Source organism: Sphingomonas aerolata (assembly GCF_023935825.1).
Classification (GTDB): domain Bacteria; phylum Pseudomonadota; class Alphaproteobacteria; order Sphingomonadales; family Sphingomonadaceae; genus Sphingomonas; species Sphingomonas aerolata.
Window position 1 is genome coordinate 3,693,959 of record NZ_CP098762.1, and the last position, 22,176, is coordinate 3,716,134.

General features: G+C 58.0%; 26 protein-coding genes and 1 pseudogene. 11 read left to right on the forward strand and 16 right to left on the reverse strand.

All coding sequences use genetic code 11. The features are described 5' to 3' along the window. Positions 1-169 precede the first annotated feature (169 nt). Together NEF64_RS16905 and NEF64_RS16910 are read right to left on the reverse strand one after the other, a co-directional pair. Positions 170-1,414, reverse strand: coding sequence for a hypothetical protein (locus NEF64_RS16905; RefSeq protein WP_252574186.1), 1,245 nt, complete (start codon positions 1,412-1,414; stop codon positions 170-172). A gap of 162 nt (positions 1,415-1,576) precedes the next feature. Next, positions 1,577-3,532, reverse strand: a complete 1,956-nt coding sequence (locus tag NEF64_RS16910) for a vanadium-dependent haloperoxidase (protein WP_252574188.1) — start codon at positions 3,530-3,532, stop codon at positions 1,577-1,579. A gap of 433 nt (positions 3,533-3,965) precedes the next feature. On the opposite strand from NEF64_RS16910, the gene NEF64_RS16915 reads away from it, so the two are divergent. After that, the gene (locus NEF64_RS16915; protein WP_252574189.1) at positions 3,966-4,541 is read left to right on the forward strand and encodes a recombinase family protein; all 576 of its coding nucleotides are present in this window, start codon (positions 3,966-3,968) and stop codon (positions 4,539-4,541) included. 25 nt (positions 4,542-4,566) lie between these two features. Here NEF64_RS16915 and NEF64_RS16920 read toward each other — a convergent pair whose 3' ends face one another. From NEF64_RS16920 to NEF64_RS16930, 3 genes are all read right to left on the reverse strand, one after another. Beyond that, a complete protein-coding gene (locus NEF64_RS16920) occupies positions 4,567-5,103 on the reverse strand; it encodes a type II toxin-antitoxin system YhaV family toxin (RefSeq protein WP_252574192.1) in 537 nt (178 codons plus the stop codon). Between the two features lie 3 nt (positions 5,104-5,106). Further along, complete coding sequence (locus NEF64_RS16925; RefSeq protein WP_252574194.1) at positions 5,107-5,433, reverse strand: type II toxin-antitoxin system PrlF family antitoxin; 327 nt, start codon at positions 5,431-5,433, stop codon at positions 5,107-5,109. A gap of 651 nt (positions 5,434-6,084) precedes the next feature. Next, positions 6,085-6,648: a recombinase family protein gene (locus tag NEF64_RS16930; protein ID WP_252574197.1), complete on the reverse strand. Its 564-nt coding sequence runs from the start codon at positions 6,646-6,648 to the stop codon at positions 6,085-6,087. A gap of 573 nt (positions 6,649-7,221) precedes the next feature. On the opposite strand from NEF64_RS16930, the gene NEF64_RS16935 reads away from it, so the two are divergent. From NEF64_RS16935 to NEF64_RS16975, 9 genes and pseudogenes are all read left to right on the forward strand, one after another. Continuing rightward, entirely contained in the window at positions 7,222-7,416 is a 195-nt protein-coding gene (locus tag NEF64_RS16935; RefSeq protein ID WP_252574200.1) for a hypothetical protein, read from the forward strand. 498 nt (positions 7,417-7,914) lie between these two features. Beyond that, the gene (locus NEF64_RS16940; RefSeq protein WP_252574203.1) at positions 7,915-8,313 is read left to right on the forward strand and encodes a VOC family protein; all 399 of its coding nucleotides are present in this window, start codon (positions 7,915-7,917) and stop codon (positions 8,311-8,313) included. Positions 8,314-8,603: 290 nt separating this feature from the next. Beyond that, complete coding sequence (locus NEF64_RS16945) at positions 8,604-8,969, forward strand: DUF7668 domain-containing protein (RefSeq protein WP_252574205.1); 366 nt, start codon at positions 8,604-8,606, stop codon at positions 8,967-8,969. Between the two features lie 201 nt (positions 8,970-9,170). After that, entirely contained in the window at positions 9,171-9,344 is a 174-nt protein-coding gene (locus NEF64_RS16950; RefSeq protein WP_159043469.1) for a hypothetical protein, read from the forward strand. Between the two features lie 463 nt (positions 9,345-9,807). Continuing rightward, on the forward strand, positions 9,808-10,593 hold the full coding sequence (locus tag NEF64_RS16955; protein WP_252574208.1) for a hypothetical protein: 786 nt from the start codon (positions 9,808-9,810) through the stop codon (positions 10,591-10,593). Positions 10,594-11,439: 846 nt separating this feature from the next. Further along, positions 11,440-11,694: a hypothetical protein gene (locus tag NEF64_RS16960; protein WP_192191456.1), complete on the forward strand. Its 255-nt coding sequence runs from the start codon at positions 11,440-11,442 to the stop codon at positions 11,692-11,694. Between the two features lie 567 nt (positions 11,695-12,261). Next, positions 12,262-12,435, forward strand: coding sequence for a hypothetical protein (locus NEF64_RS16965; protein WP_252574212.1), 174 nt, complete (start codon positions 12,262-12,264; stop codon positions 12,433-12,435). A gap of 56 nt (positions 12,436-12,491) precedes the next feature. After that, a complete protein-coding gene (locus tag NEF64_RS16970; RefSeq protein WP_252574215.1) occupies positions 12,492-12,797 on the forward strand; it encodes a hypothetical protein in 306 nt (101 codons plus the stop codon). Positions 12,798-13,038: 241 nt separating this feature from the next. Continuing rightward, positions 13,039-13,305: pseudogene (locus NEF64_RS16975) on the forward strand (efflux RND transporter permease subunit); the annotation flags it as partial. 705 nt (positions 13,306-14,010) lie between these two features. Here NEF64_RS16975 and NEF64_RS16980 read toward each other — a convergent pair. Beyond that, positions 14,011-14,607 (reverse strand): DUF4142 domain-containing protein, encoded by a 597-nt coding sequence (locus tag NEF64_RS16980; protein WP_159513523.1) that lies wholly within the window; start codon positions 14,605-14,607, stop codon positions 14,011-14,013. Between the two features lie 140 nt (positions 14,608-14,747). Here NEF64_RS16980 and NEF64_RS16985 point away from each other — a divergent pair, with 140 nt between their 5' ends. Further along, complete coding sequence (locus NEF64_RS16985; protein WP_159513522.1) at positions 14,748-15,158, forward strand: DUF3597 domain-containing protein; 411 nt, start codon at positions 14,748-14,750, stop codon at positions 15,156-15,158. A 409-nt stretch (positions 15,159-15,567) separates the two neighbouring features. Here NEF64_RS16985 and NEF64_RS16990 read toward each other — a convergent pair whose 3' ends face one another. From NEF64_RS16990 to NEF64_RS17035, 10 genes are all read right to left on the reverse strand, one after another. Then, positions 15,568-16,092, reverse strand: a complete 525-nt coding sequence (locus tag NEF64_RS16990) for a DUF937 domain-containing protein (protein ID WP_252574217.1) — start codon at positions 16,090-16,092, stop codon at positions 15,568-15,570. Positions 16,093-16,207: 115 nt separating this feature from the next. Then, positions 16,208-16,423, reverse strand: coding sequence for a hypothetical protein (locus NEF64_RS16995; RefSeq protein ID WP_252574220.1), 216 nt, complete (start codon positions 16,421-16,423; stop codon positions 16,208-16,210). Between the two features lie 74 nt (positions 16,424-16,497). Continuing rightward, complete coding sequence (locus NEF64_RS17000; RefSeq protein ID WP_338112132.1) at positions 16,498-17,058, reverse strand: cation:proton antiporter domain-containing protein; 561 nt, start codon at positions 17,056-17,058, stop codon at positions 16,498-16,500. A gap of 4 nt (positions 17,059-17,062) precedes the next feature. Continuing rightward, on the reverse strand, positions 17,063-17,788 hold the full coding sequence (locus NEF64_RS17005) for a cation:proton antiporter domain-containing protein (protein ID WP_252574221.1): 726 nt from the start codon (positions 17,786-17,788) through the stop codon (positions 17,063-17,065). Between the two features lie 116 nt (positions 17,789-17,904). Beyond that, positions 17,905-18,597 carry a CsbD family protein gene (locus tag NEF64_RS17010; protein WP_252574224.1) on the reverse strand — a complete coding sequence of 231 codons (693 nt, stop codon included), beginning with the start codon at positions 18,595-18,597 and terminating at the stop codon, positions 17,905-17,907. A 25-nt stretch (positions 18,598-18,622) separates the two neighbouring features. Next, on the reverse strand, positions 18,623-19,243 hold the full coding sequence (locus NEF64_RS17015) for an OmpA family protein (protein ID WP_252574227.1): 621 nt from the start codon (positions 19,241-19,243) through the stop codon (positions 18,623-18,625). A gap of 283 nt (positions 19,244-19,526) precedes the next feature. Beyond that, complete coding sequence (locus NEF64_RS17020) at positions 19,527-20,021, reverse strand: Ros/MucR family transcriptional regulator (protein WP_252574229.1); 495 nt, start codon at positions 20,019-20,021, stop codon at positions 19,527-19,529. A 270-nt stretch (positions 20,022-20,291) separates the two neighbouring features. Beyond that, positions 20,292-20,876 (reverse strand): recombinase family protein, encoded by a 585-nt coding sequence (locus tag NEF64_RS17025; RefSeq protein WP_252574231.1) that lies wholly within the window; start codon positions 20,874-20,876, stop codon positions 20,292-20,294. 356 nt (positions 20,877-21,232) lie between these two features. Next, positions 21,233-21,724: a Ros/MucR family transcriptional regulator gene (locus NEF64_RS17030; protein ID WP_082447093.1), complete on the reverse strand. Its 492-nt coding sequence runs from the start codon at positions 21,722-21,724 to the stop codon at positions 21,233-21,235. Between the two features lie 194 nt (positions 21,725-21,918). Then, the gene (locus NEF64_RS17035) at positions 21,919-22,152 is read right to left on the reverse strand and encodes a hypothetical protein (protein WP_252574233.1); all 234 of its coding nucleotides are present in this window, start codon (positions 22,150-22,152) and stop codon (positions 21,919-21,921) included. Between the last annotated feature and the right edge of the window lie 24 nt (positions 22,153-22,176).

The following is a 22,176-nucleotide window of genomic DNA, read 5'->3' on the forward strand; positions in this document are numbered from 1 at the left end:
CCGTCGTTGACGCGTCACGGGGAGGACGGACACGACAGCGTATTAGGTCACCCGACTCCCCGCTTTGTCCGACGGTTCGGTACATGACATCGGAATGACCCTCGATTTCTGCGACGATGTGGACAAGCGCTTCTGCAGTATCGCAAACGAAAATCTGGATATCCATATCTCAGCTCCCCAAGCCGCAGCTGGTAGACAGCGCCGCCAAGATGCGGTCTTCTGCGTCCGCGCTTAGGCCGGTGAGATAATCGTAGACGGCCCGATTACCGCGTTTCGCAGCGTCAATGAGGGGCTGCGCATATGGAGCAAGCGCGTTGTCCAAGGCGAGCGCGCTCTGCATTGCTTTTTCGCCAGCTGGATCGACCGCGCAAACGTTTAACCGCGGAGTGACGGTTTCCCGCCTTTCCCGAGCTCTTCGCCCGCTTGTCGAGGCCGCTTCAAACTGCTGGTCTGACAGACCGTACTCGCGGGCGAGACTGCTCTGCTCGGCTCTGACCTTAGTCAAAAGATAGATCTGACATTCTCGCTTGATGTCCCCATCCGGAAACGCGCCAGACGCACCGTAGAGGGTCCTGATGCAGAACAGCTGGGTTTCGTCTTGATGGAATGTCCGCTCAACGATCTTGTCGACGACATCTGCGACAGCCTTAACAGCTTCGGGTCGGCTCGCCTCCTCGGCAAATGCGGCCTTGCCGCTCGTCGATGCTGTCGATGTACCCACGGCGCTCTTGCTGGCGGCCAGCAAGGATTCATAATGAGTCTGCGCCGCGTCGCGCGTTGCTTTTGCTGTTGTGTAGGCGGCATCCGCGTCATCGCAGGCCTTGAGCTTGTTGGTGTCTTCGGCGGTCATTGCAGGAGTTCCGTCCGCTTTCTTCTTCCGCGTCGTAGTGCAGATGCCTTCTGGCGCATCGACCTCGATCTGCTTCTTCGCCTTCGCTGTCACATCTTCATCCAAGGTCAGAACGGTCGCCCGAGCGGCTCCGAGCGCTTTGATCAATTCGGTAGGGTCCATTCCGTTCGACGCGCTTCCCCCAGACGTGAGAAGCGCCGCCCGGGGCGTGACGGAACCGGTCAATTGTTCGATCGCGAGGATTGACACCATAATCCGTTGATCGCGCGCTGCGACGATCGGCATTTCTGCGGCAGAAACAGCGCCGCTGAGATAGCGTTCGCAGGTGCGAAACATCATTTCTCGGAGCATGTTGAGCGTCTGCGTGCGCGCGATGGTTGCGCCGGTCTCGCTACTTGAAAATGCAGCCTGGAGCGCAGCGTTGACGCTCTTGTTAGGTCCAAGGCCGAGACTTCCGCCTCCGCTGCCAGACGCAGCCATTACAGTGAAAACATCCGGGCTCGGCTCAGCGCAAAACTGGCGATAGGCCGGATCGTCTGTCTTCACCGGGCTGGCTTGGCTCACGACTAACCTCTGGCGTGCGTCCACGGTGATCGCTGTCGGACTAGTTCCCGCGATGGTCCTCTGCCGATAGATCGATCCCGAACACGCAGACAGTAGCGATGCCAAGCAAGCAGCAGCGCAAACGAATTTCTTCATCGAGACCTTCCCTTCGTCTCGCGAGTTTTAGGCGGCGAACGTGGCTGGCGCAGCACGGGCGGCGTCGGGTGGCGGCATCGAACTGGGACGGTCACCGACGCGCTCAATGCTGCCCTCCTCGTCGATCGTTATCCAATGACCGGCGAAGGTCGGCAGCGCCCAGACCGGCAAGCTTGGCTCGCTTTCGACCACCTGAAGAGCGAGTTCCTGAAGCAAGCCCACCGCTATTGCCTCACCAAGTGCGAGCGACTTGGCATAGTCGCTGCGATAGTGGACGCCGGCCGCGTTGCGCCCGATCGCTATGTTTGCAGCTAGCTTGTTGAGCTCGTGTTCAACAGTAAGGGTGTCTCGGTCGGCTCCGGTGTATTCCTGAAACGTTCCATTTGCGTCAGTCACCGCTAGACCTGTAATTACGTCGATCTGGCTATCGCCAGGGGCGCCGCGATCGGCGAACAGCTCCTGAAGAGGAGCTTCGGGTTCGAACAGCGCCTTCAGAATCGTGACACAAGCGCCTGCGACAGTGGCGTGCCCTGCGCCATAGGCAGGATGCATCGGGCTGCCTTCGGCGAACGCCATGGGCAGGAGGTGTGTGCCGTTTTGCGCGGCGGCCGCGATCGCTTGGAACGCCGCACCGGCAGTGCCGCCGCCGGCGTCGGCAAGGAGGGAGGCATGGACTAGATTGCTAAAGCCGTGCGCATTAGCGGCGTGGATCCGACCGCCCATCGCCTCGGGACGAAGCCGGCGGTGAACGAACCACTTCTGGTGCCATACCGCCTTCAACGCGCGGGTCGCGACCTCGGAGAGGATGACAAGCGCTGAAGGGGCTCCGAACGTACCGAAGCCCTCTTGGCTGAATATGTTGCGCGCGCGCGGGGGCGCGCCGACGGAGCGGGCGTACGGGTTGGTGGGATTGAGCGGCGCCTTAATATCGATGAGGATTAGGGCAGCGTTGAAGTAAGCTTCGTGCAGTGCGTCGAAGTGGACGTAATGAGCTAGATCGCGCAGCGTGCTGATTGGTCGAAGAACAGGCTCAGGTCGTTCGTAGGCCGATGGTCCCGGCGGAGACGTGCCATCCAAGCTGCCAAGTCGTTGCACCGCGAGCCAGTCAGCCTCGCTGGTCATGAAGTCGCGGCCGGGAATGGTTGCGCGGTAGAGCTGGTCGACAACGAGAGTGCCGAAGCGAAAGCTGCGCTGTAGGAATTGCGACAGATAAGGGCCCTTATTAACGCCATAAGCCGAGCCCCGGAACAATGTGTTAGCATCGATTGTCGGCGACCACCCGGGTGTCATTCGGTCGGTTGAAGGATGGTGCTCGGCGAAGCCGGCATTCGCATTCAGCGCGTCGAGATGGCCGATGGCGTCTTGGATGTCGCTATTTCCGCCCCAGTCAGAGAACGTAAGGTCGCGGACTTTGGCCATCCAGTAGAGTTCAGCCATTTCGCCGGCCATCAGCGAGCCGTCGAACTCGGGCGCGGGAGGAATGGTAATGGCGAGAGAATCAAGGGTGTTAGTTAGTGCCCCAACGCCCGAAAGGGCGTTGGTATATGGCCGCCGCGCGCCATCTTGATCGGGGCGATCGAGTTCGTCCAAGGCCTCAAGTGCGGTCTCGTCACCGATCGGCAGCGCGCGCGCATTACCGGCAACGGCGTTTAGCCGCTGCGCGAAAGTGCGGTAGGCGTCTGGCTTGACCAGCCCGCCCCCACTAAGTGGCGCATGCTCCAGCCCCTTTGCAAAATTACCAGCGAAGTCGCTCAACCCAGTACTGTCCAGATGCCGGGTGTCGCCATTGGCTTCTTGGCGCCCGCCCTCGATCAGGTGCACGCCAGCATAGGGGCCCTCTGGTAAGCCGTTTGCGCCATAGCCGCTCAGCGCGGCAGTGAAGTTGGCGTGATTGCGGCTGGCATCGAGGTCAGCAAGCTGTGCTCGTAGGTCAAGGATAGCGCTCTGACGGCTACGGTGGCGATTGACCTTGGGTCTCAGCATTAACGTGCCCTTTCCAGCCAGAAGATGTGAATCTTCGATCTATGGCCGGCAGCGATACTGGCCGGTAAGCGTTTTTCCTAAATAGGTAATTTGATGAAATTAAGTACTCTTGCCTGCGACTCGTTCACGAGGGTTCTTATATTTCAAGCGTACACTCATGGTTTTGAAATAACTAACGGATTCTCACGATACCTTTTGGTTGCTGACCCAAGCCAGTTTCTCGCTGTGTCGGTGTACGAGCCTCGCATCGCAACTGCTCAAGAAATACATTTAACGTCCGCTTTCGCCCGTTCTTCAAGGCCGGAAATACTTTACGCATAAGTAGCCAGCTTACAGCATAGGGGTGTCACAACCGAACGATTTTAGCGCAGCAGGCTGACGCACCGTTTTTCGCGGGTTTACAAGTGTCAGAATCCCATGTCAGAATGGAGGCATGGAAGTCGGCTACGCGCGGGTGTCTCGCGGTGATCATCAGGACCTCGCTGCCCAGCTCGCTGCGCTTACGGCAGCCGGGTGCGATCCGATATTTCAGGAAGAAGCATCCGGTGGCCAAGCTAATCGGCCTGAATTAGCGCTGGCAATTGGCGCACTGAAGCCTGGCGATGTGTTAGTGGTCTGGAAGCTCGATCGGCTGTCGCGCTCTCTGCGTGATCTTCTGTTCACCCTGGAGGCAATCGGCGCGGCTGGCGCCGGTTTTCGGTCACTTACCGAGGTGGTGGATACAACGACAGCTGCAGGCAGTTTGATGATGCAAACTTTGGGGGCGTTCGCTGAATTTGAACGCGCTATGATCCGCGAGCGAACTATGAATGGGTTGGCTCACGCCCGCAGCGCGGGCCGGCTGCTCGGCCGTAGGCCAAGCCTTACCGGCCCGCAGCGTGCGGAGATCATTGCCAAGGCTGAATCGGGAGAAGGATCGCCATCACAGCTTGCCAGCCTGTTTCGAGTGTCCCGATCGACGGTACAGCGCGTACTCCGCGAGCATCGTAACCGGTCGTCCGCGGCGTGAGCTCGCCTAGGCGAGCGTCCCAGCATCAGGAACGATCAAGGGGCGTATGATCGTCGAAAATACGGACTTCCTGATCGAGGTTTGCCATCCGTTGAAGGGCATTATGGCGAGGCATATCGGTAGACCCAGCTTCGCTTAGCGTTGCCCAATCATCGGGAGGATTTCCCTTGTCGAGCATCCCCTTGAACACGGCATAGGCATCTGTTTTGGAGCCGTACGTTCGCAGCGTGGTGTCGTCGTTCACCCAGGCGAAGATGATGACCTTGGAGCGGCTGTCATAGCGAAAGAACAGGCGGAAGCGCCCGTTGCCGAACTTCGCCCGAAACCAGTGCTTTCGGGCGGCGCCCAGTGTGCCGCCTTGCCGATATTCGGGTCGAGTAGGATCGCTGGGAACTGTCTCGAACATGAGGGATCGCACAGCCGCCAATACCTTGGCGTTAGCGGTCCGAGTCCAGCCATGCGAGTCTTTTGCCCTAGCCTTCTCGACGGCTGTGGTCAGCTTTTCCAGCTGATCGAGCAGCAGCGGGTGCGCGTAAATGGTCCAACCGTTGACGACGATCATGAGTCAGAGCGCAACCGGTCCGTCGATTTCCTCATCCAGGTCGACCCGGACATGCTCGGCTAGCGCTGCCATGCGTTCGGCCAGAATGGGCGGGAAGGCGACAACGTTCTGCGGCGTTCGCAGCATGTCCTGTTCCAAGAAGCCTAGGAACGCTCCGATCACCGGATCGGCTTCCTCGACCTCGACGCGCCGAACGCTGACGCCATGCTCATCAACTACAAAGGCGATCTCACCGCCATAGCTGACCCCAAGCGCCTGGCGCACAGCCTTCGGCACGGTTGTCTGTCCCTTGGCAGTGATCCTGCTGCGCTCTTGAACAATGGTAGCCATGAAATCCTCCAGATAGGGAATGTAAGGAATAATCCTTACTTTTACAATAAGAGGTTTTAGCTTGTAGCTGAGGCCGTCGCGTCGTCACTCTGGATGCCTGGCAGCGCTCATCGCATGTAGGCATATAACGATCGGCTGTCGTCGAGCATGCTGATCGGCGTGGGCGTGATCCAGTCGCCTCCCAGCATGGGGTAGGGACCGTGAAACAGGTCGCCTAGTGCGCGCCTGTAATGCGCATTCATCCAACGCCGGCGTCGATGTTCGGGACCGTCATGGATCATGTGGCATCGCTGACAGAGCGCTGCCAGCTGGTGGTGCGCGCTGTCGCTGGGATCATGGTTGAGGTGAGCACAGGCCAGTACCACTGGCGTCCACCGGCCCTGTATCAGGATGTTCTCTGTAGGCCGTCGCACGCGCCGGCCTCGGCCATTGCGCCAGCATTGCCGGCTCCCATCCCACCACCGTCCGTCGCCCAGGTGGAAGACCTTCTGCATATGGGGACGCCCACAATGCTCGCAGCGTCCCCCTGCCCGTACGAAGCGTATCTGGTGCGAGAGCTGGACCCAGTCGATCGGGTACAGGAACACGTGCTCGGGACGGATAGGCATCAGGCCTCCCCTTCCGCAGCGTCAGGTTGCGGAGTGCCCGGCATTATGGAGTCAACGCTGCAGCGGTCAGTGCCCGGTAGAGCGTCGCATGGTGGCATTTGAGCAGCTTGGCCGCTTCCCGCACGGACGTGCCTTCGCTCACCAAGCGCTCACCCAGTGCGATCTGATCAGGAGTGAGCTTGGGCGGCCGACCGAAACGGACTCCCCTTGCCTTTGCTGCTACCCGCCCGCTGCTGGTGCGCTGGTGAATCAGCTCACGCTCGAACTCGGCGATGCCGGCGAACACGGTCAGCACCATGCGGCCCGCAGGCGAGGTCGTATCCGCCCAAGGCTCAGCCAGCGAGCGCAGGCCAGCGCCGGCCTCCTTCAGCTTCTCGGCAATGTCGAGCAGGTCGCGGGTGGAGCGTGCCAATCGGTCGAGCCGTGTCACCACCACAGTATCTTCGTCGCGCAGCTGCTCGATCATCTTGGCAAGCTGAGGCCGGTCACGCTTTGCGCCCGAGATCTTTTCCTCGAACGTCCGCTTGCATCCGGCCTCTTTCAACGCGGCGCGTTGCAGCCGGAGATCTTGGTCATCGGTGGACACACGGGCGTAGCCAATCAGCATGTCGCACAACTGTATCGAAACAAAAGTATTATGCAATCGACTTTTGCGACACCGGCACGTGAGAGAAGACGAGCGTCTGGCGCCCCGTCGCAAAACTTAGCACTTCCGCGACAAGGCTATGTCCGCTTTCGCTCAACTCCCGTCTGAAAGCTGCCTGTCCGTTCCCCACCAAGTCGAGCCATTCCGCTTCCGCCCACTTGCAGACATTCGAATGGATAAATACGCTGTCAGAACCTGAATGATGGAGCGTAGTAGAATGAGCCGCAAGCTGGTGGATTTGGGAAACGCAGCATTGATTGTATGCGGAGTTTTCACCGCGCTCACTTGGGGTGGCCGCATAGCCTACGTCGCGGGGGTGTGGTTCGGCTCACACTAACTGCCAGCGTCCGCTTTCCTTTCTATCCATGCAGCTCATTTACGCCCACTTGCAGACATCGAAGGCGCATGTGAAGTTAGCCTCGATGGAGAGCTTCTATGACTGTATCGGCCATTTCTCGCGCAGCTAATCTCGGACGCTGGCGTCTAGCCCTCTGGGCTTGCCTCGGAGGCTTACTCCTCCTTCCGGCCGTCGCCATGTTGTTCACCGACGAGGTGCGTTGGACAGCTGCGGATTTTAGCGCGGCTGCCGCCATTTTCGCCGTTGTCGGCTTTGCGATTGAGCTGATTGTTCGGGTCGTTGACCAGTCGGTCTTACGAATGTCTCTCGTTTGCGGCGTCATCTTAGCTGCGTTGGCGATCTGGGCCGATGGTGCAGTCGGCATCCTATAGCTTGTGGATCGGGACGGCGACTTTCCACCACGTCGCGACGTTCGCGATCGTCAAAGCGGCCCCTGAAAGCCGCCTTTCCGCTGTCGCCCAAACCCGGACCTTCAGGCTGGCGATCCGGGCGCCCAGTAACGGCCATTCGTTAAGCGCGATCTTTCCCGTTTCTCCGTCTCCGATTGGCCATTTCGGGAAAGAGCAATCGGGAACAGATTTTGGGAAAGCGAAACCCGTAGGCGTTCGTCAGCGCGATCGAGGCGGGAGGTTCCCGCCCGACGTTCGTCTTCGAGACAGCGTCGTCTCTTACACAAGTCTCCAAACGCGTTTAGTGCCGCAAAAGCCGAGACATACGATACGTCCGAAACTCAGCATATTCGCGACACGCCAATGTCGACTTCGCGCGGTCACGAGCATTTTAAAGGCTGGCGTGACTGCGGGTCACATGCCGGGTAGGTGAGATCGCTAATGGCGATCGGAAGTCGGTCAGCCTGCAGGAGAGTATGCATGCTTTTTCACACCATGGTCGGATCGAACGACATTGAACGGTCCAAGCGCTTCTACGACACGGTGCTCGGCACTTTGGGTGCAGGGGAAGGGACGCGGAACACCGCCGATAGCGGCCATACACGTCTGATCTATAATAATGGCAACGGGACCAACTTCATCGTAAGCCAGCCGATCAACAACGAACCGGCAAGCATTGCCAACGGCAGCACCGTCGCCTTTTCCTGCAACTCGCCCGAACAAGTGAAGCAGCTTCACGACACCGCCGTTGCCGCTGGCGGAACCTCGATCGAAGCGCCGCCCGGACCGCGCGAAACTGCCTCCATGGGCACCATCGAGCTGGCCTATTTTCGTGATCCCGACGGTAACAAACTGTGCGGAATTCATTTTCCAGCCTGATCCGTTCGGCGCGAGCCCCCTTCTGACCTTAGCGGAACTCGATCATGCGATCCCGCGAATGTCCGTTTTCCACCGAAGCGGACATTCCCATTACGGCATCCTTTTTGGGAAAGGCAACAGTGTCAGCCGACGTCCGCTAACGCCATCTGCCTTCCCAATAGCGGTCCGTCCGCTTTCCACCACAAAGCGACCTTCGGTCCGGTGATCGACCGGACGACCGCTAACGCCCACTTGCCGCCGTTCACTTGGCAATGCAGGTTTCCCGTAAGCGGACGCAGGAACTAGTCGGTATGCTGGCAAGAGACGATGAAGAACACTCCGTGCCGTCGGAGCTACATGCCACGTTCCGGGAAATTGCAGACGCCTTCGCGGTCGGAGATTACTGCCTGCGCGATCACGCGATCCGGTGTGTGTGCGAAGTTAGTCCTTCGACAGCGAATGCAATCGCCGAGAGCGTGTCGGCCTACGGAGACAGATTGGCTCCCCTACACCGGTCCACGTGGGGATATGCGGTTTACCGCTGGATGGGTGACTACTGGCAGATGCTGGTTGATTTGACGACGGAGGGTGAGGAAGTGAGCGATCTCACACTTCATGCCAAGCTCCACGACACCGAACCGCCCACGCTGGAAATCGAGTCGGTTCATGTCGCCTAATTGATCACAACGCCCGAAAGCTGCCGGTCTGCTCCCCACCAATCCCGGCCATTCCGCTCCCGCCCGGGTAGCGACGTTCGCGCGGCCGATCGACAACAACCCGAAGCGGCCAGTCTGCATTCGCCCATAAGCGGACAAAAGCCCGCTAGACTTCAACTCCGCGTTGACTGCATGCTGCTCGCGCATCGAAGGAGTTGATTAATGAAGACAGTAGCAAGACCGGGGATGGCACTCGCAGCGGTTTTTCTTGCGGCGATGGTGCCGATTGCTCAAAGCGCTCCAGTGTCTGACTTTGTAAAGGGTGGCGTCGTCGGCTTGCTTCTTGTTGCATCGTTGCTGCTGATCGCGTTGGCCGTAAAGCCGCGTCCCGCCTGACGGCAGCTTCCCACCAAAAGAAGGCGACTTCGTCAGGGTGCAATCGTCGCCCTAGAAGCAATCGCTCGATTGCGTATGCTGAGGGCTTCCTCGTCGCTATCAACAATTTGGCACCCTGCCTTCCGTGCTCGAGCGATCCACGCATCATAATCGCGATAGTCGTCAGGGGGAGATTCTCGGCATATCGCTGGTGACGACGGCCCCGGCTCGCTGCGGCTACACGAGGATAGAAGAAGCAACGTTACAGGACCAAAAAATGAGACGGCTTTCATTGATTGAAACTGCCCACCTTTGAGCACTCTGGCAACGGTGTCCGTTTCCCACGTCGACCGCTGCATAGCGGCCATTCCGCTTTCGCCCACTTGTCGACCTTCTTTGGTTCTGTGACGATGCCTGAAAGCTGCCGTTCGTTTGGTTGATAGGCAGCTTAGGTTGATAGGCAGCCGAAACGGTGAGGTCGACCATGTGGTTACGTTCGGCGGTTTTTGTTGCTGGTCTCTGTTGCTCGGTTCCGACGATCGCCCAGGGCAATCCGGTTACGATCGGGCCACAAGATGTAATCCTCACCCGACAGCGGGCAGACCAGATGTCGCCACGAAATCTGGAGGCAATTGTTCTGCGGGACTTTCCGCACGGTGATATTCGCAAGGTCGAGGTGGGGCGGTCGATGAAGGGCTTCCCCGAAACGCCCCTATCTTATGTGCTTTTCCACGAAGCAGGTACGGCTGCTGGCGGCAGGTTTTGTACCGCACGCCGGATCGTTGTTCATTTCGACACGCTCCACGGGCAGATACCGCAGAACGCGGCCGAGCAAGCAGCGAATGCGCCTCGGCGCCGCTTTGCTGTAAACGCAGCGCCGCTTGCCACCGTTCTAGATCAAATGGCGACGGATGCCGAGTGCGCTCGCGTGGAAAACTTTGCTCAATTGCCACCGGGTGAACCACAGCTCGGTCGCGGGATTGTCGAGGCCGTTCTCGATCTCTCAGTCGAGGCAGCAACGACGGGCCGTGCTTCGGTTCCGGTCACTTGCTTAGACGACACCACTCCTAAGGGTAACCGGTGCGATGGAGTCCGCGTGCTGGCCGGGCTCAATTGGCGCCATCTGGGGAACGTCGATTTGCCAAGTTCGGTTCGCGGGCCGGCAACGGAACTTCAGTTTTGGCAAGATGACATGTGGGTAGTGGAGGTGACAGGTTATAAACCGATCATCTCCTTACAAATATATCGGAGGTATCCCCCGCCATTTTAGTCTCGGACTTTCTTCAGCGCGTGGTCTCCTTTCGATGTCGGCGCTTCTGTTAACGGCAGCTATCGCCACATTCGTACCCAAAAGCGGCCTGTCCGTTGACCACCACATTCAGACATTCCGACGCGGATCGCGACGAATGACCGAAAGCGCCCAATTGCAGACATCGCGGATGCATGCCATCTTCCCGAAATGGCTGCCGAGGGGACTTCTGTGTCGCTGATTATTGCCCTTCTGCAGGTTGCGGCTGTCGAGCCGCTGCCGCATCAGTGGGCAAAGTTCAGCCGTGGTGGCGGCCTCAGCCAAAACACTGAGACCGTCGAAATATCGGTAGCAAAACGAAGCGATAGCAGAGACTCGTCTTACCGATTGCGCTTAGTCACACAGTCTATGCGAGGCGTCGCCGATATCCGGTGGGCTGACAGCGCAACCTGTCCTGGCATGCAAAGCTTAATTGAAAGCATGAGGGATATTCAGATGCCCCCTCCTGCGCCGCCTAGCCTTGCTCCCGATCAGACAATTATTTCTATGCTTGATGGCCTTGAGTATACTCTCACCACTCGAACATCAGACATAGACGGATCCGTAACATTGCGTTCGAATACTAGGTCCTCGACAGCGAAGTGGATCGATACGCTTTTTGACAAGATTTCGCCATGCCTCACAAGAGTTAGCCCTTGAAGGCTTGATGCGCGCAATGGCTAGGCCGAATTTACATAGGGTCGCGACGTTCTGCTGCTCTCTCTGCGTTCAGAAGGGTTGAAAGCCTACCGACCACTGCTGGGCAGGAGAGCGGCCTGGCGACAAGCGCCCATTAACGGACATTTCATATCTGCTACATAGACGCAGATGGCCAAGACGCCCGACCCCAATCGTTTTCACCGAATTGTAGGCTGGGTCTTCGCTACTGGCTTTCTGATGCTTATAGGTCTGCCAGTGCTGCTAACCAGCACGATGGGCGAGTGTCTGCCTCACGATCATCTACAGGTGTCCGACTGCCTTGCTAACAAGCGGATTGAGTTCCTCGCATTGATATTTGGCCTTCCGGTTCTGGCCACCGTGGTTGGCTGGCTGACATACCGATGGAGCAGATTTCTTGGCTGACTATAATGTCCTGATCCGATCGATCAGAGTAGGAAGACGAGGATCGCGAGCGGCAGCTTACCACCAGAAGCGGCCATTGACGCTGTCACGTTGCAGCCTCAGAACCTAATCCATGACGTTTAAGAGCGCATTGATTTGGCTTGCGAGCACAGCGGCCGTGTTCGTCATGTGCTCATTCGTCATGCTTCGCTTTGGCGGTCACATGAACGCGCCAGCCATCGTCTACCCGTTCATTGCGACTTGGGGGATTAGCGCGCTATTGTGGCCGCTGTTCGTGGTGCTCGCGTTCCGCGCGCGGAACGACCGCTAACCACCAAAAGCGGACGTTCCTGCTGCGCCTTAAGTGAGGTGAAACCGTGCCGTACGAGGGGATGTCTCATTCGCTGAGGCCGTTGAGCGTTACCACAACTCTAAGCATCGATCGAAACCGGCCGCTTCCTGACGTTTGATGACGCATATATTGAGATCCGGCATCATAACTGCCATAATCAATCAATCGCTACGACTAGTCTGAAGCACGGTAGTGATGGACGTGGTAGACATGTCCGCTTGTCATGGAGCGAGACCATGCCTGAGGTGAACGAACGTGCATATTACGCGCAGCGCGCTTCTACCGCCGCTAAATTAGCGGACTTGGCTGAAGATCCGAAAATTGCTGCCATTCATCGTGGCATGGCCGCAAGTTATCGCGAACTCGCTGAAATGCCACCTGCGACACGACAGCTTCGCTGGGCCGACTAGGCACATATACATGATGTATAGTACGATATTAACGTAACACCGAAGGACCCATTCTCTTGACCCCCAGACATGCCCTGCAAAAGTGTTTTGCTAAAGCAGGCGCTCTAAACCAGCGGCCTGTCAGCTGGTCTTTAGACGTTGAGTTTGTCGTTCGGCTTGCTATCGATACCGAAGCTGTATTGGGATATTACCCCGACTCCCTCAAGAAGTTTTTGGGGCTGCCCATTCGATTGCGGCCATCAGGCTATGGCAATCGACTGATAACGGAAGAAGGCTGGATCGCCGTTCCTGATCATGCACTGATCGACATTCGACCAGTCGCATTACCGGTATCAATTTCAAAGCTATTAAATTACTCGTAGAGCTATAGCCAAGTCGGGAAGAGGGCCTGATTGTCGAGGCGGTGAAGAAGGGCATTCGGTACTATCAAGGCGGCTCGGGATGATTATGAAGAGCAGTTGCTTACCCTAACGCTCTCCTGACAGATTCACATTGCGGTCATACCGCCTTTGGACGATGCCACTTATCCCACGATCCAGGTGACGACGTTGTATCCGGGCGCAAGTCCCGAAGTCATCAGTCAGGTGGTCACAGCACCGCTGGAGCGTCATTTCGACAGTCGACGCGATAAAGGCGCGCCTCCCCCAATTACAGGCTGCGTTGCCGGCTGGTCTTGACGTCACGGTGCTGGCCGATCGGACCACCAGCATCCGCTCCTCGATCAGCCATGTCGAAATGGAGCTGCTGCTCGCGGTCGTCATGGTCGTGCTGGTGATCTTCCTCTTTCTACACTCCGCACGGGCGACGCTGATCGCAGCACTGGCCGTCCCGATCTCGCTGATCGGCGCTTGCGAGGTAATCTACCTGCTTGGTTAATCCGGGCGATTAGTGGTGGCTGGTTAGGCGTTGAAGAAGCACCTGAACCGTCATTATCCTAACACGCCTTATCTCGTGATTGTCGCAAAAGCGGAGACATACGCGACATCCGAAACTTAGGAGATCAGCGACAAAGACGGGCGATGACGGCAAGCGATAAAGATCGTACCCCACAGCGCAATGAATGAACTTGTCGCTTTGAAACGACGGATGCGCTGGACGGAGCAGCTGGCCTCCTGCGGCTCGACCAGACCTGCTGCGCTTCGCCCCGACGTCGCGGCGAGGTTTGGCATCACTAATTAAAATGCGGCGGTACTCGCCGCAGATGAGGCCAGACTTGAACGCAGCGTCGATGCGGAAGAAAGGGCCGATGTCGATGAGGGGCAGCTTAGGGCAGCCAAATAGATCCGATCGCCACGGTTCAGAACACCTAGCGCACGCCGCAATAGGGTAGCTCTTCGCCAAGCCAGTCAAGGAAGCGATCAAGCCACTGGCGCTTCCAACAGCTCTTGTAGCGCAGGTTCACCATCCCGGACTAGCTCAGCTTGCGCTCCAGAATGTCCGGCCGCCAGACAATTCCTCTGCGCGAGGATGCCATTGCAGATTGAGGTCGTGTAGCCCCTCGTTATGCAAAGCCAAGAGGTACAATAAGTGCACCTCTTGGCTTCATACATCATCGCCTAAGACCCAACCTTAGGACTAAAGAGCTTTTGCCATGTTGAGATGCGCTGCAACCGTCGGTGCCAATCCCGACGCGAACGTCTTCAACTGCGGCACGTCGCCGGTTGCAGCATATCCCTTGAGCGTATCGAGCGTCTCCTGATGCCCGGCGACCTGGGCAGCCACGTATGCGGTGTCGAAATCAGTGCCCTGCTTGGTCTTCAGATCGGCAAGCTTCTGCTGCTGCTCGGCATTCAGCGCCGGGTTGGGCGTCAGAGCTGGTGACAGCGTCGCGGTAAGGGCATTCAGCTTTGCAGTCGACCCCTGATGTGCGGTGATCATCTGGCCAGCGAACTTCTTTACCGCAGCAGATGCGCCGTTGGTTACGGCCAGCTTCGAGGTCTCGATCTCGAACGCATCGCTTGCAGCCGCCATGTTGGCGAAGGCCTGTCCACCTGAGGCCGGTGCTGCCATCGCATCATTGAAACCAGCTGCGTTCACGTCCGTGGCGGTCGTGTTGGCATAAGTGCTGTTATCAAGGGCAGTCGTATCTTCGGCCTTCTTGCCGCACGCGGCCAATGACAGGGCCGCTACCGACACTAGTGCCAGAGTCTTGAAGTTCATCATCGTCTCCATCTGCTCGCATATTGCCGCTGCCCGCTTAACGCGTGCCTTCGAAGGACCGTTCCGCACCAGCAACGAGCTCCGGACCGATCATAAGGCGCGTTCGTTCTGGATGTCTGCCGGCACAGCTGCCGGCTTATTGGGACACGGTTATGAGCATCTTCAGCACGATCATGAACAAGGTTTTCCATCACAAGTCCGCGCCAGCCGCAGCGCCGACTCCTGCTCCTGCCACTGCTCCGCAGGCCTCACGACAGGCCGCCCCAACCGTTGCCGCTCAGCCCGCCCCAACGGCGCCTCAGCAGTCCGTCGACGTCGGTGCGGTCCTTAGCGAGATGGCATCGATGAAAGATGGCGGCGGCAACTATCACAGCTCGATCGTCGATCTTCTAAAGCTGCTGGACCTGGATTCCAGTCTGACGGCTCGCAAGGAGCTTGCCAGCGAACTGAACGTCCATGCAGCCGCCGACGGCTCAGCCGAGCAGAACATCGCCCTTCATAAGGCAGTGATGCAGAAGCTTTCCGATAACGGCGGTATCGTTCCAGACAGCCTGCGCAACTAACGCGCACAATCCGAAGGGGACCGCACCCTGTGCGGTCCCCTTCGGTCTTAGACTGCTGGCTTAACTGTCCTCAATTTAGCGAGCTGGACTAGTGTTCGGAGGCGCTACTGCTACCGTCCCCTGCGCTGCCTGAGCTGGCAGCGTCTGACTACCACGCGGTGGTCCATTCGGCTCTTTGTGAAAGCCACACGCGGCGAGCCAGCAGATCGTGACTACGAGTGCCACGATCATCACGAAGATGACAATTGCCACAGGACCGGCTCACTTGTTTCCTCGTCTCCGCATCACATGCGCTCCCCAGTTATGCCGTCGATGTTATCGTCGTGCTGTAGCCACGTGGCGACGGGATGTTTCTTGCTCTCAAGACCACCGGTTTGATCGAGCAGGACGGTCTTATGTCCGGACGGCTCTATCGCCGCTCGCCAAATACCGAACCAAGAATGCCCCCCAGTCCGCCGCCAAGACCGCCCCCAGGCGCAGCGCCTACGACTCCGGCGCCACCCAGGCTACCGAGTACAGATCCCAAGATCCCACCAAGGCCACCTTGCTGCCCGGCCGAGCGCCCTGTCAGATGGCCGGCCACCAGCATGACCAGGATCGGCAGCATCTGCTTCAGAAGCTCCGGTGCCAGGCCGCTGCTTTGCGCCGCGTTGTCGGCGACCTCACGACTGCCGTCCTTCGATCCGAAGATACCGCCGAGGATCTGATTACCGTGGTCGATTTGCGTCGGCTGGTTGCCCAACACGTTCGAAGCAAGGTCTGCGCCGCCAAGCGTGTTCACATGGGCGTCTAACTGCGTCGTGTTATTTCCCATGCCGCCCAGAACCGACGGCAGCAGCGCTTCTGCGCCGCGCTGGGCTTGGTCACGCGGTATGCCTAGCTGGGCGGCGAGTGCATCGATGCCACCATCAGGCAGCAGGTCATTGAGATTCATGTCGGCTTCCTTGTTGTGACAGGTACCAACAGATGCTGGGACCTATAGGTCCGGTCACCTTCGATCGAGCTAAGGACCTTGGATCGGCAGGCATGCGCTGTCTGCGCAATATTAGTCAGGAAGCTCGGGCGTAGCTCAGCACTACGGTGCCCAGCATCGGCACCATGGCGAGCACGCCGCCGAAAGCCACGCCGGAGGCTACAAGGCTGATGTTATCCCGACCTTCTTCCTTCCATGCTCGCAGAGTAATGTCTTTCCAGCCTTTTGCAGGGATAGCCCAGGGACTGCCAGCGCCGTGCCCTCTCGCGTTCCCCTTGTTCGTCTTGGTCATGCCTCGTCCCTTTACGCGTCTCTTGCATCTGGCATGCGATCGCCGTTCTCACGCTACCCTGATGCAGATTTGCCTCAAGCCCCCACGGCGGGAGGCGCATCCTTGTCTGGATCTCGCCCATGTTGCTGATCGAGCAAACGCATGATTGGCGTCACGGTGAGGCCGTGCAGAACGATCGAAAACAGCACGACCAGTCCGAGGAGGCCCCACAGACGTTCGGCCGCATCGACGTGGATGTGGTTCAGACCATAGGCCAGATAATAGATCGATCCGACGCCGCGGATACCGAAGAAAGCCAGCGTCAGCTTTTCCGAGCGGTCAGCCCGGTGGCTGGTCAAGCCGATCAACCCAGTAATCGGGCGGATGACCAGCAGGATCACGAGCGCGATCAGCGCATCCGTCAACGATACCGAATTCAGGAGCCCGCTGACCAGCGCACCGCCAAACAGCAATAGCAAGACCATCATTGCCAGCCGTTCGATCTGCTCGGTGACGTCGTGCATGTCGTGATGAAAGTCGTGCGTTCGGTGCGTCCCTCGAAACGTCAAAGCAGTCACGAACACGGCGAGGAAGCCGTAGCAGTGGATGATCTCGGTAAAGCCGTAGGAGATGCAGGTCGCAGCCAGCGCGATCAGGCCGTCACCGGTCTGCGCAAGCTTGGTTTGCGGGTACGTGGAAGGTCAGCCAGCCAAAGGCCCGACCGATCAGCCAGCCAGCACCGACGCCGGCGCCTACTTCCCATAAGACCCGGTATGTCAGCCACTCACCCAGCCACGGCTTGCTGCTCCCGGCTGCGGTTGCGGCTGCCAGCATAATGGCAAGATGGACGAACGGAAATGCGAAGCCATCATTGAGGCCGGCTTCGGAGGTCAGCCCGAACCGTACCTCGTCTTCGTCCTCGCTCTTGGGCGGCCCGACCTGAATGTCGGCTGCCAGGACAGGATCCGTGGGGGCCAAGCTGGCAGCAAGTAGCAAAGCGATCGCCCATGGCAGTCCCATTCCCCATGCCGTCACCGCCGTGATAGCCAGAATGCCCAGCGGCATCGTAACCGCCAACAGCCGCCAGGTAACCGCCCAGTCCTGCCATCGGAACACACGGTCGATCTTCAGACCAGCCCCCATCAGCGCGATGATCACGACAAACTCGGTGAAGCGTTCAGTGATCTCGGGATAAAGAAGCGGCAGCGGCCTGAGCGTGACCTGCGGCAACGAGAACAGCGCAGCGCCGAGCGCGATACAGACGATCGGCAACGACAGCGGTAGCTTACGAAGCGCCAGCGGTAACCAGACAACCAGCGCGGTAAGCAGGCCAAAGCCGGTGAGAATGAGGATATATGGGTCGGGGAGCCCGGAAGCGGCTATCATGACGGGTCTTTCCGGTGGGAAATGAGATTGTGCCGCAGGAAACCGCGCATTCTTAATCGCTAAAGAACTAAGAGATGGTGAGCGATGGCAATGCCATCGCTCACCATCATTTTAGTCTATGAGCGGTCTGGGCCCTTGCCCTGCTCACTCTCACCACGACGTTCCTGCTCGATACCGTCGTGTTTCAGGTTCTCGTTTCCAAACACGCTGCCGGTTGCCTGCTTGACGTTACCAAGCGCCTCGTCAGCCATGCCCTTCGCCTTGCTACTAATGCTGTGGTCGTTGCCGTACGAGCGTACCCGCGACGAACCACGGTCTAGATCTCGACGGCCGTAGATCGATGACGTGTTAGCAGGTGGTACATCGTCACCAGACGTTGCAAATGCCCGATCCGGCGAAGCATCGAGACCATAGCTGGCAGCGGTAGCCGCTGCCTCGGCTGGCTCGTAGTTCCAACCCGACGAACGCCAGGATTCGGCACGTTCATCGATATCGACCGTGTTTGCTTCTTCCAGGACGCGGACGGCCTCACCGACGGCATCGTCATCGACGTCTGCGGTCAGAAGGAAGCCGCCACGACGCACGCCCTCTTCGTATATGTGGCGGTCATGGTCAGGCAGAAATGCATTCTTGATCGACGCCCAAATGCCGCGATCCTCGTGCGTCGAGCGCGTGGTTTCATTGTAGCCGTCGCTGGTCTTGTCATGGATGCGGATGTGATCGGCATCCACGCGTGACTGCTTTAGGCGTTCCTGGGCCGCTTCGGCGTCGTTACGGTCATCGAATAAGGCGGTGATGGTACGGGTCATGATTGTCTCCAGATGTGTCAGTGCATTAGCGCGAGGTTACGACCAGTTCGGTGCGGCGATTCTCAGCCTGACCGGCAGTTGTAGCGTTGGTGTCGACCGGATCGGTCTCACCGCCAGACACGGTTTCGATGCGAGCGGCATCGATACCCTGCGCAACCAAGGCCGCCTTGACCGCGTCGGCGCGCGCCTTGCCAAGAGCAACGTTAGCCGCTGCCGGCCCCCGAGCGTCGGCATAGCCTGCGATGCGGACGCGTGTGTTTGCATACTGCTTGAGGACAGTAGCAATGGTCGCCACTTCCTGTGCGTCGCCGGCACGCAACGTGCTCTTAGCCGTATCAAAAGCCAGTTGTTCGAACTGGAATGTCCGCGGCGCAGCTTCGGTACCATTGAGGTAACCACCAAGGCCTGAGGTGCCCGAAAGCGCTGTAGCCGACGACGCGCCTGGGGTCGTTGCAACGACTTCGGTCGGCGACGAACTGGGTGTCGGTGCAACTGCGACTGTCTCGTCATGCCCGCAACGGCTGAGTGTAAACAGCAGCGCCAAAACACCTGCGGCAAGCGCAATCCAGGCAAGCCAGTTAACTTTTTTCTTCTCGATATGAATCGAGCGCGGAGGAGCCCCGTCCTTGTTGTGTGGATCGGCCATTATGTTCCCCTATCATCGCGCCATCGTAGCGCGACATTTGATACTGGAGCGTAACGACTGATGCGGGGCATTAGGTTCCTGATCCATCCAGACCATTGCTCCAGGTCTATACGATTATCGGAAGGTCGATCGTGGTCCCGATGACTATCGTTTCTCGGAATGGGGCAGGTCTAAGAGCGGCATGATGCAAGCGCGCCGGCGTCGCAAAAGTCGCGACATACGAGACGTCCGAAACTTGGCGAAGCCGAACGGAAACGGGGAGGGCTCGCCTCCCCGCTTTCGTTTATGCCTCCTCGGCTACCTTGGTTGCGCGAGGTTTGCGGGGAGCCTTAGGAGAATGATCAGTAGCCTTTTCGGCTGTCTGACCAGGTTTACGCCCCAAACCAATCGACTTTGCCATGGTCCGCCGTGCTTCCGAGTACGATGGTGCGACCATGGGATAATCGGCCTTCAGGTTGTAGCGTGCTCGGTATTCCTCGGGCGTAAGGCTATTGCTCGACAGATGGCGGCGTAACGTCTTGTATGACTTGCCGTCGATCATCGAAATAATGTGGTCGGGCGACGCCAGCGACTTACGCACCGTGACAGCAGGTTCATAAGATTGAGTAGCTTCTTCCGGGGCTGCTGAAGTAGCTGTGCCTGACAGTTGATCGACAGCGGCATGCATTGACCGCAAAAATTCAGGCACATCCTCGGCATTCGTGCGGGTGTTAGGATTGGCCAACCACGCAGCGGTCAGTTCAGCGGCCAACTCGACCGCGTTGATGTCATCGTTCATTATAATCTCTGTATCTTGGGGGGGGGCATGCAATTAGGTTCAACCGCTTCGAAGTTCAAGATAAACAGATATTTAACGAGGAAGCGATCCGTTTGCCGAAAGCTCACGAAATTGCCGATCAATGGTCCATCTTGGGACGCACCGCATATGATGAGGCACGAGTTGCCCGTCGTTTGGCGCCGTGATTACGGCATATCGCGTGGGATGAGCGACCTTGCAGAGCTTATTCTCGATTGCCGTGTGTTCTTCGGACAGACTGCTTGATGCGAGTTAGGTCTTCGCAGGTGCGGTCCAGCCGATCCGGACCAGGGTGCCGATTAGCGTCGAGCGCGGTACCTTGAAGGTTCGGCAGACAGATGCCTTGCTGGCCCCACCATCCAGCGCGGTTGTAATCCGTTCGAGGGTTTCGGTATCGATCATCGGCGGGCGGCCACCCTGGCGTCCGCGACGCTTTGCCGCAGCAAGCCCAGCCATTACGCGCTCGCGCGTCAGTGCGCGCTCATACTGTGCGAGTGCGCCGAAGAGGGAGAAGAGCAATTCGCCGTGCGGCGTGGTCGTATCCATCTGCTCGGTTAGCGAGCGGAAAGCGATACCGCGCGTCTTCAGATCTGTAACGATCGCCAGTAGGTGCGGCAGCGACCGTCCAAGCCGGTCGAGCTTCCATACTATCAGCGTGTCGCCCGGGTTCAGATAATCGAGGCAGGCTTTCAGTCCCGGCCGATCGTCGCGTGCGCCGGATGCCTTGTCGGTATGGAGATGACGATGATCGACACCGGCTGCGACTAGCGCGTCCCGCTGAAGATCGACCGTTTGGCGGTCATCGGCCGACGAGACCCGCATATATCCAACCAGCATGTACGACAAACCCCCGAAAGCACGTTCTCGAACACCCTATCAAAGCGACCGGGTTTGTCGAACGTTATGACCGAAGGCGGCTTTGATTCGGCGAAGGTGAAAACCGGGGATGTCGTAAATCATGTGTTTTTCGATAGGGCGTAGCTGCACCAATCGGTCAACAGCGGCTGGGCCGATTTCCTGCATACACAAACGTTAAAGTAGGTAACTCGAACTCTCGGATGGATAGTATCCTGCTAAATCGTGCAAGCCATGCTCCAGGTTAACGATGGGGAGGCTAAACGGGAATCATACGTTAAGTGTCTTGGTTGTACTGCGCGACAAAACCTGGCCCCTATGAGGAGGCCAGCTCAGACTCACTCGGAGGGTACCGCTTTTGGCTTTTTCGGTTTTGCCGGAGCCTTCGGTGACGTGCCATCGCCCTTGCGGACGCTGCCCAGGCCAATCCTGTGGGCCATCGCACGGCGCACTTCAGAATAGGTCGGAGCAACCATAGGATAATCGTTCTTCAGGTTATACCGCAGGCGATATTCCTCTGGCGTCATGCCATGCTTTGAAAGGTGGCGACGTAGAGTTTTATACGCCTTTCCATTAACCATGCTGACGATAAAGTCGGGGTTCGCCAAAGACTTTCGCGTCGAAACTGCGGGTGAGTAATCCTGCACGCCAGCAGCAGGACCGTCTGTTTCTTCCGCGCTGCTCATCAGAGACTGAACGCTCGAATGCATCCGGACGAGAAACGCTGGAACCTCATCGGCGGATGTTCGGGTATTAGAATTAGACAGCCACGCAATTGTCAATTCGATGGCAAGCTCGACAGCGTTCAGCTGGATATTTTCATCAGTCATTCTATGATCCACTAAGGTTTGCGATTTAGGAAAATTATTTACGATGAAAAACTACTTCTGTACTAAACGCGTAATCAATCAAGGCCCTCCTTGAATAACGCTGCGATGCCAAGGATATACAACAGCTAAGTCCTTTTACCACTTAGCCGCACCAAGGCCATACAACGTCAAGCTCACGTGAGCTGGACCTCGTCTTATGCTGCAATTTTCACCGCCCTGTGTGAATTTGAATGCCAGATTTCCGAAGCAATAAATGCGTGATCATTCGCCTCTGCGAGACTCCAGGCGTAGTCAGCATAATGCTCTGCACGAATATGATATCGATCTCGCTCAATGGGATCTATGGTTTTGGTCGATGCAGCTCTCGCAATCGCTTCTTCCTTAAGCCATTGAGAAATCTGGTTCTGCTCATGTAAAAAAGACGACATACCCACTTCTCCTGAAATATCTAT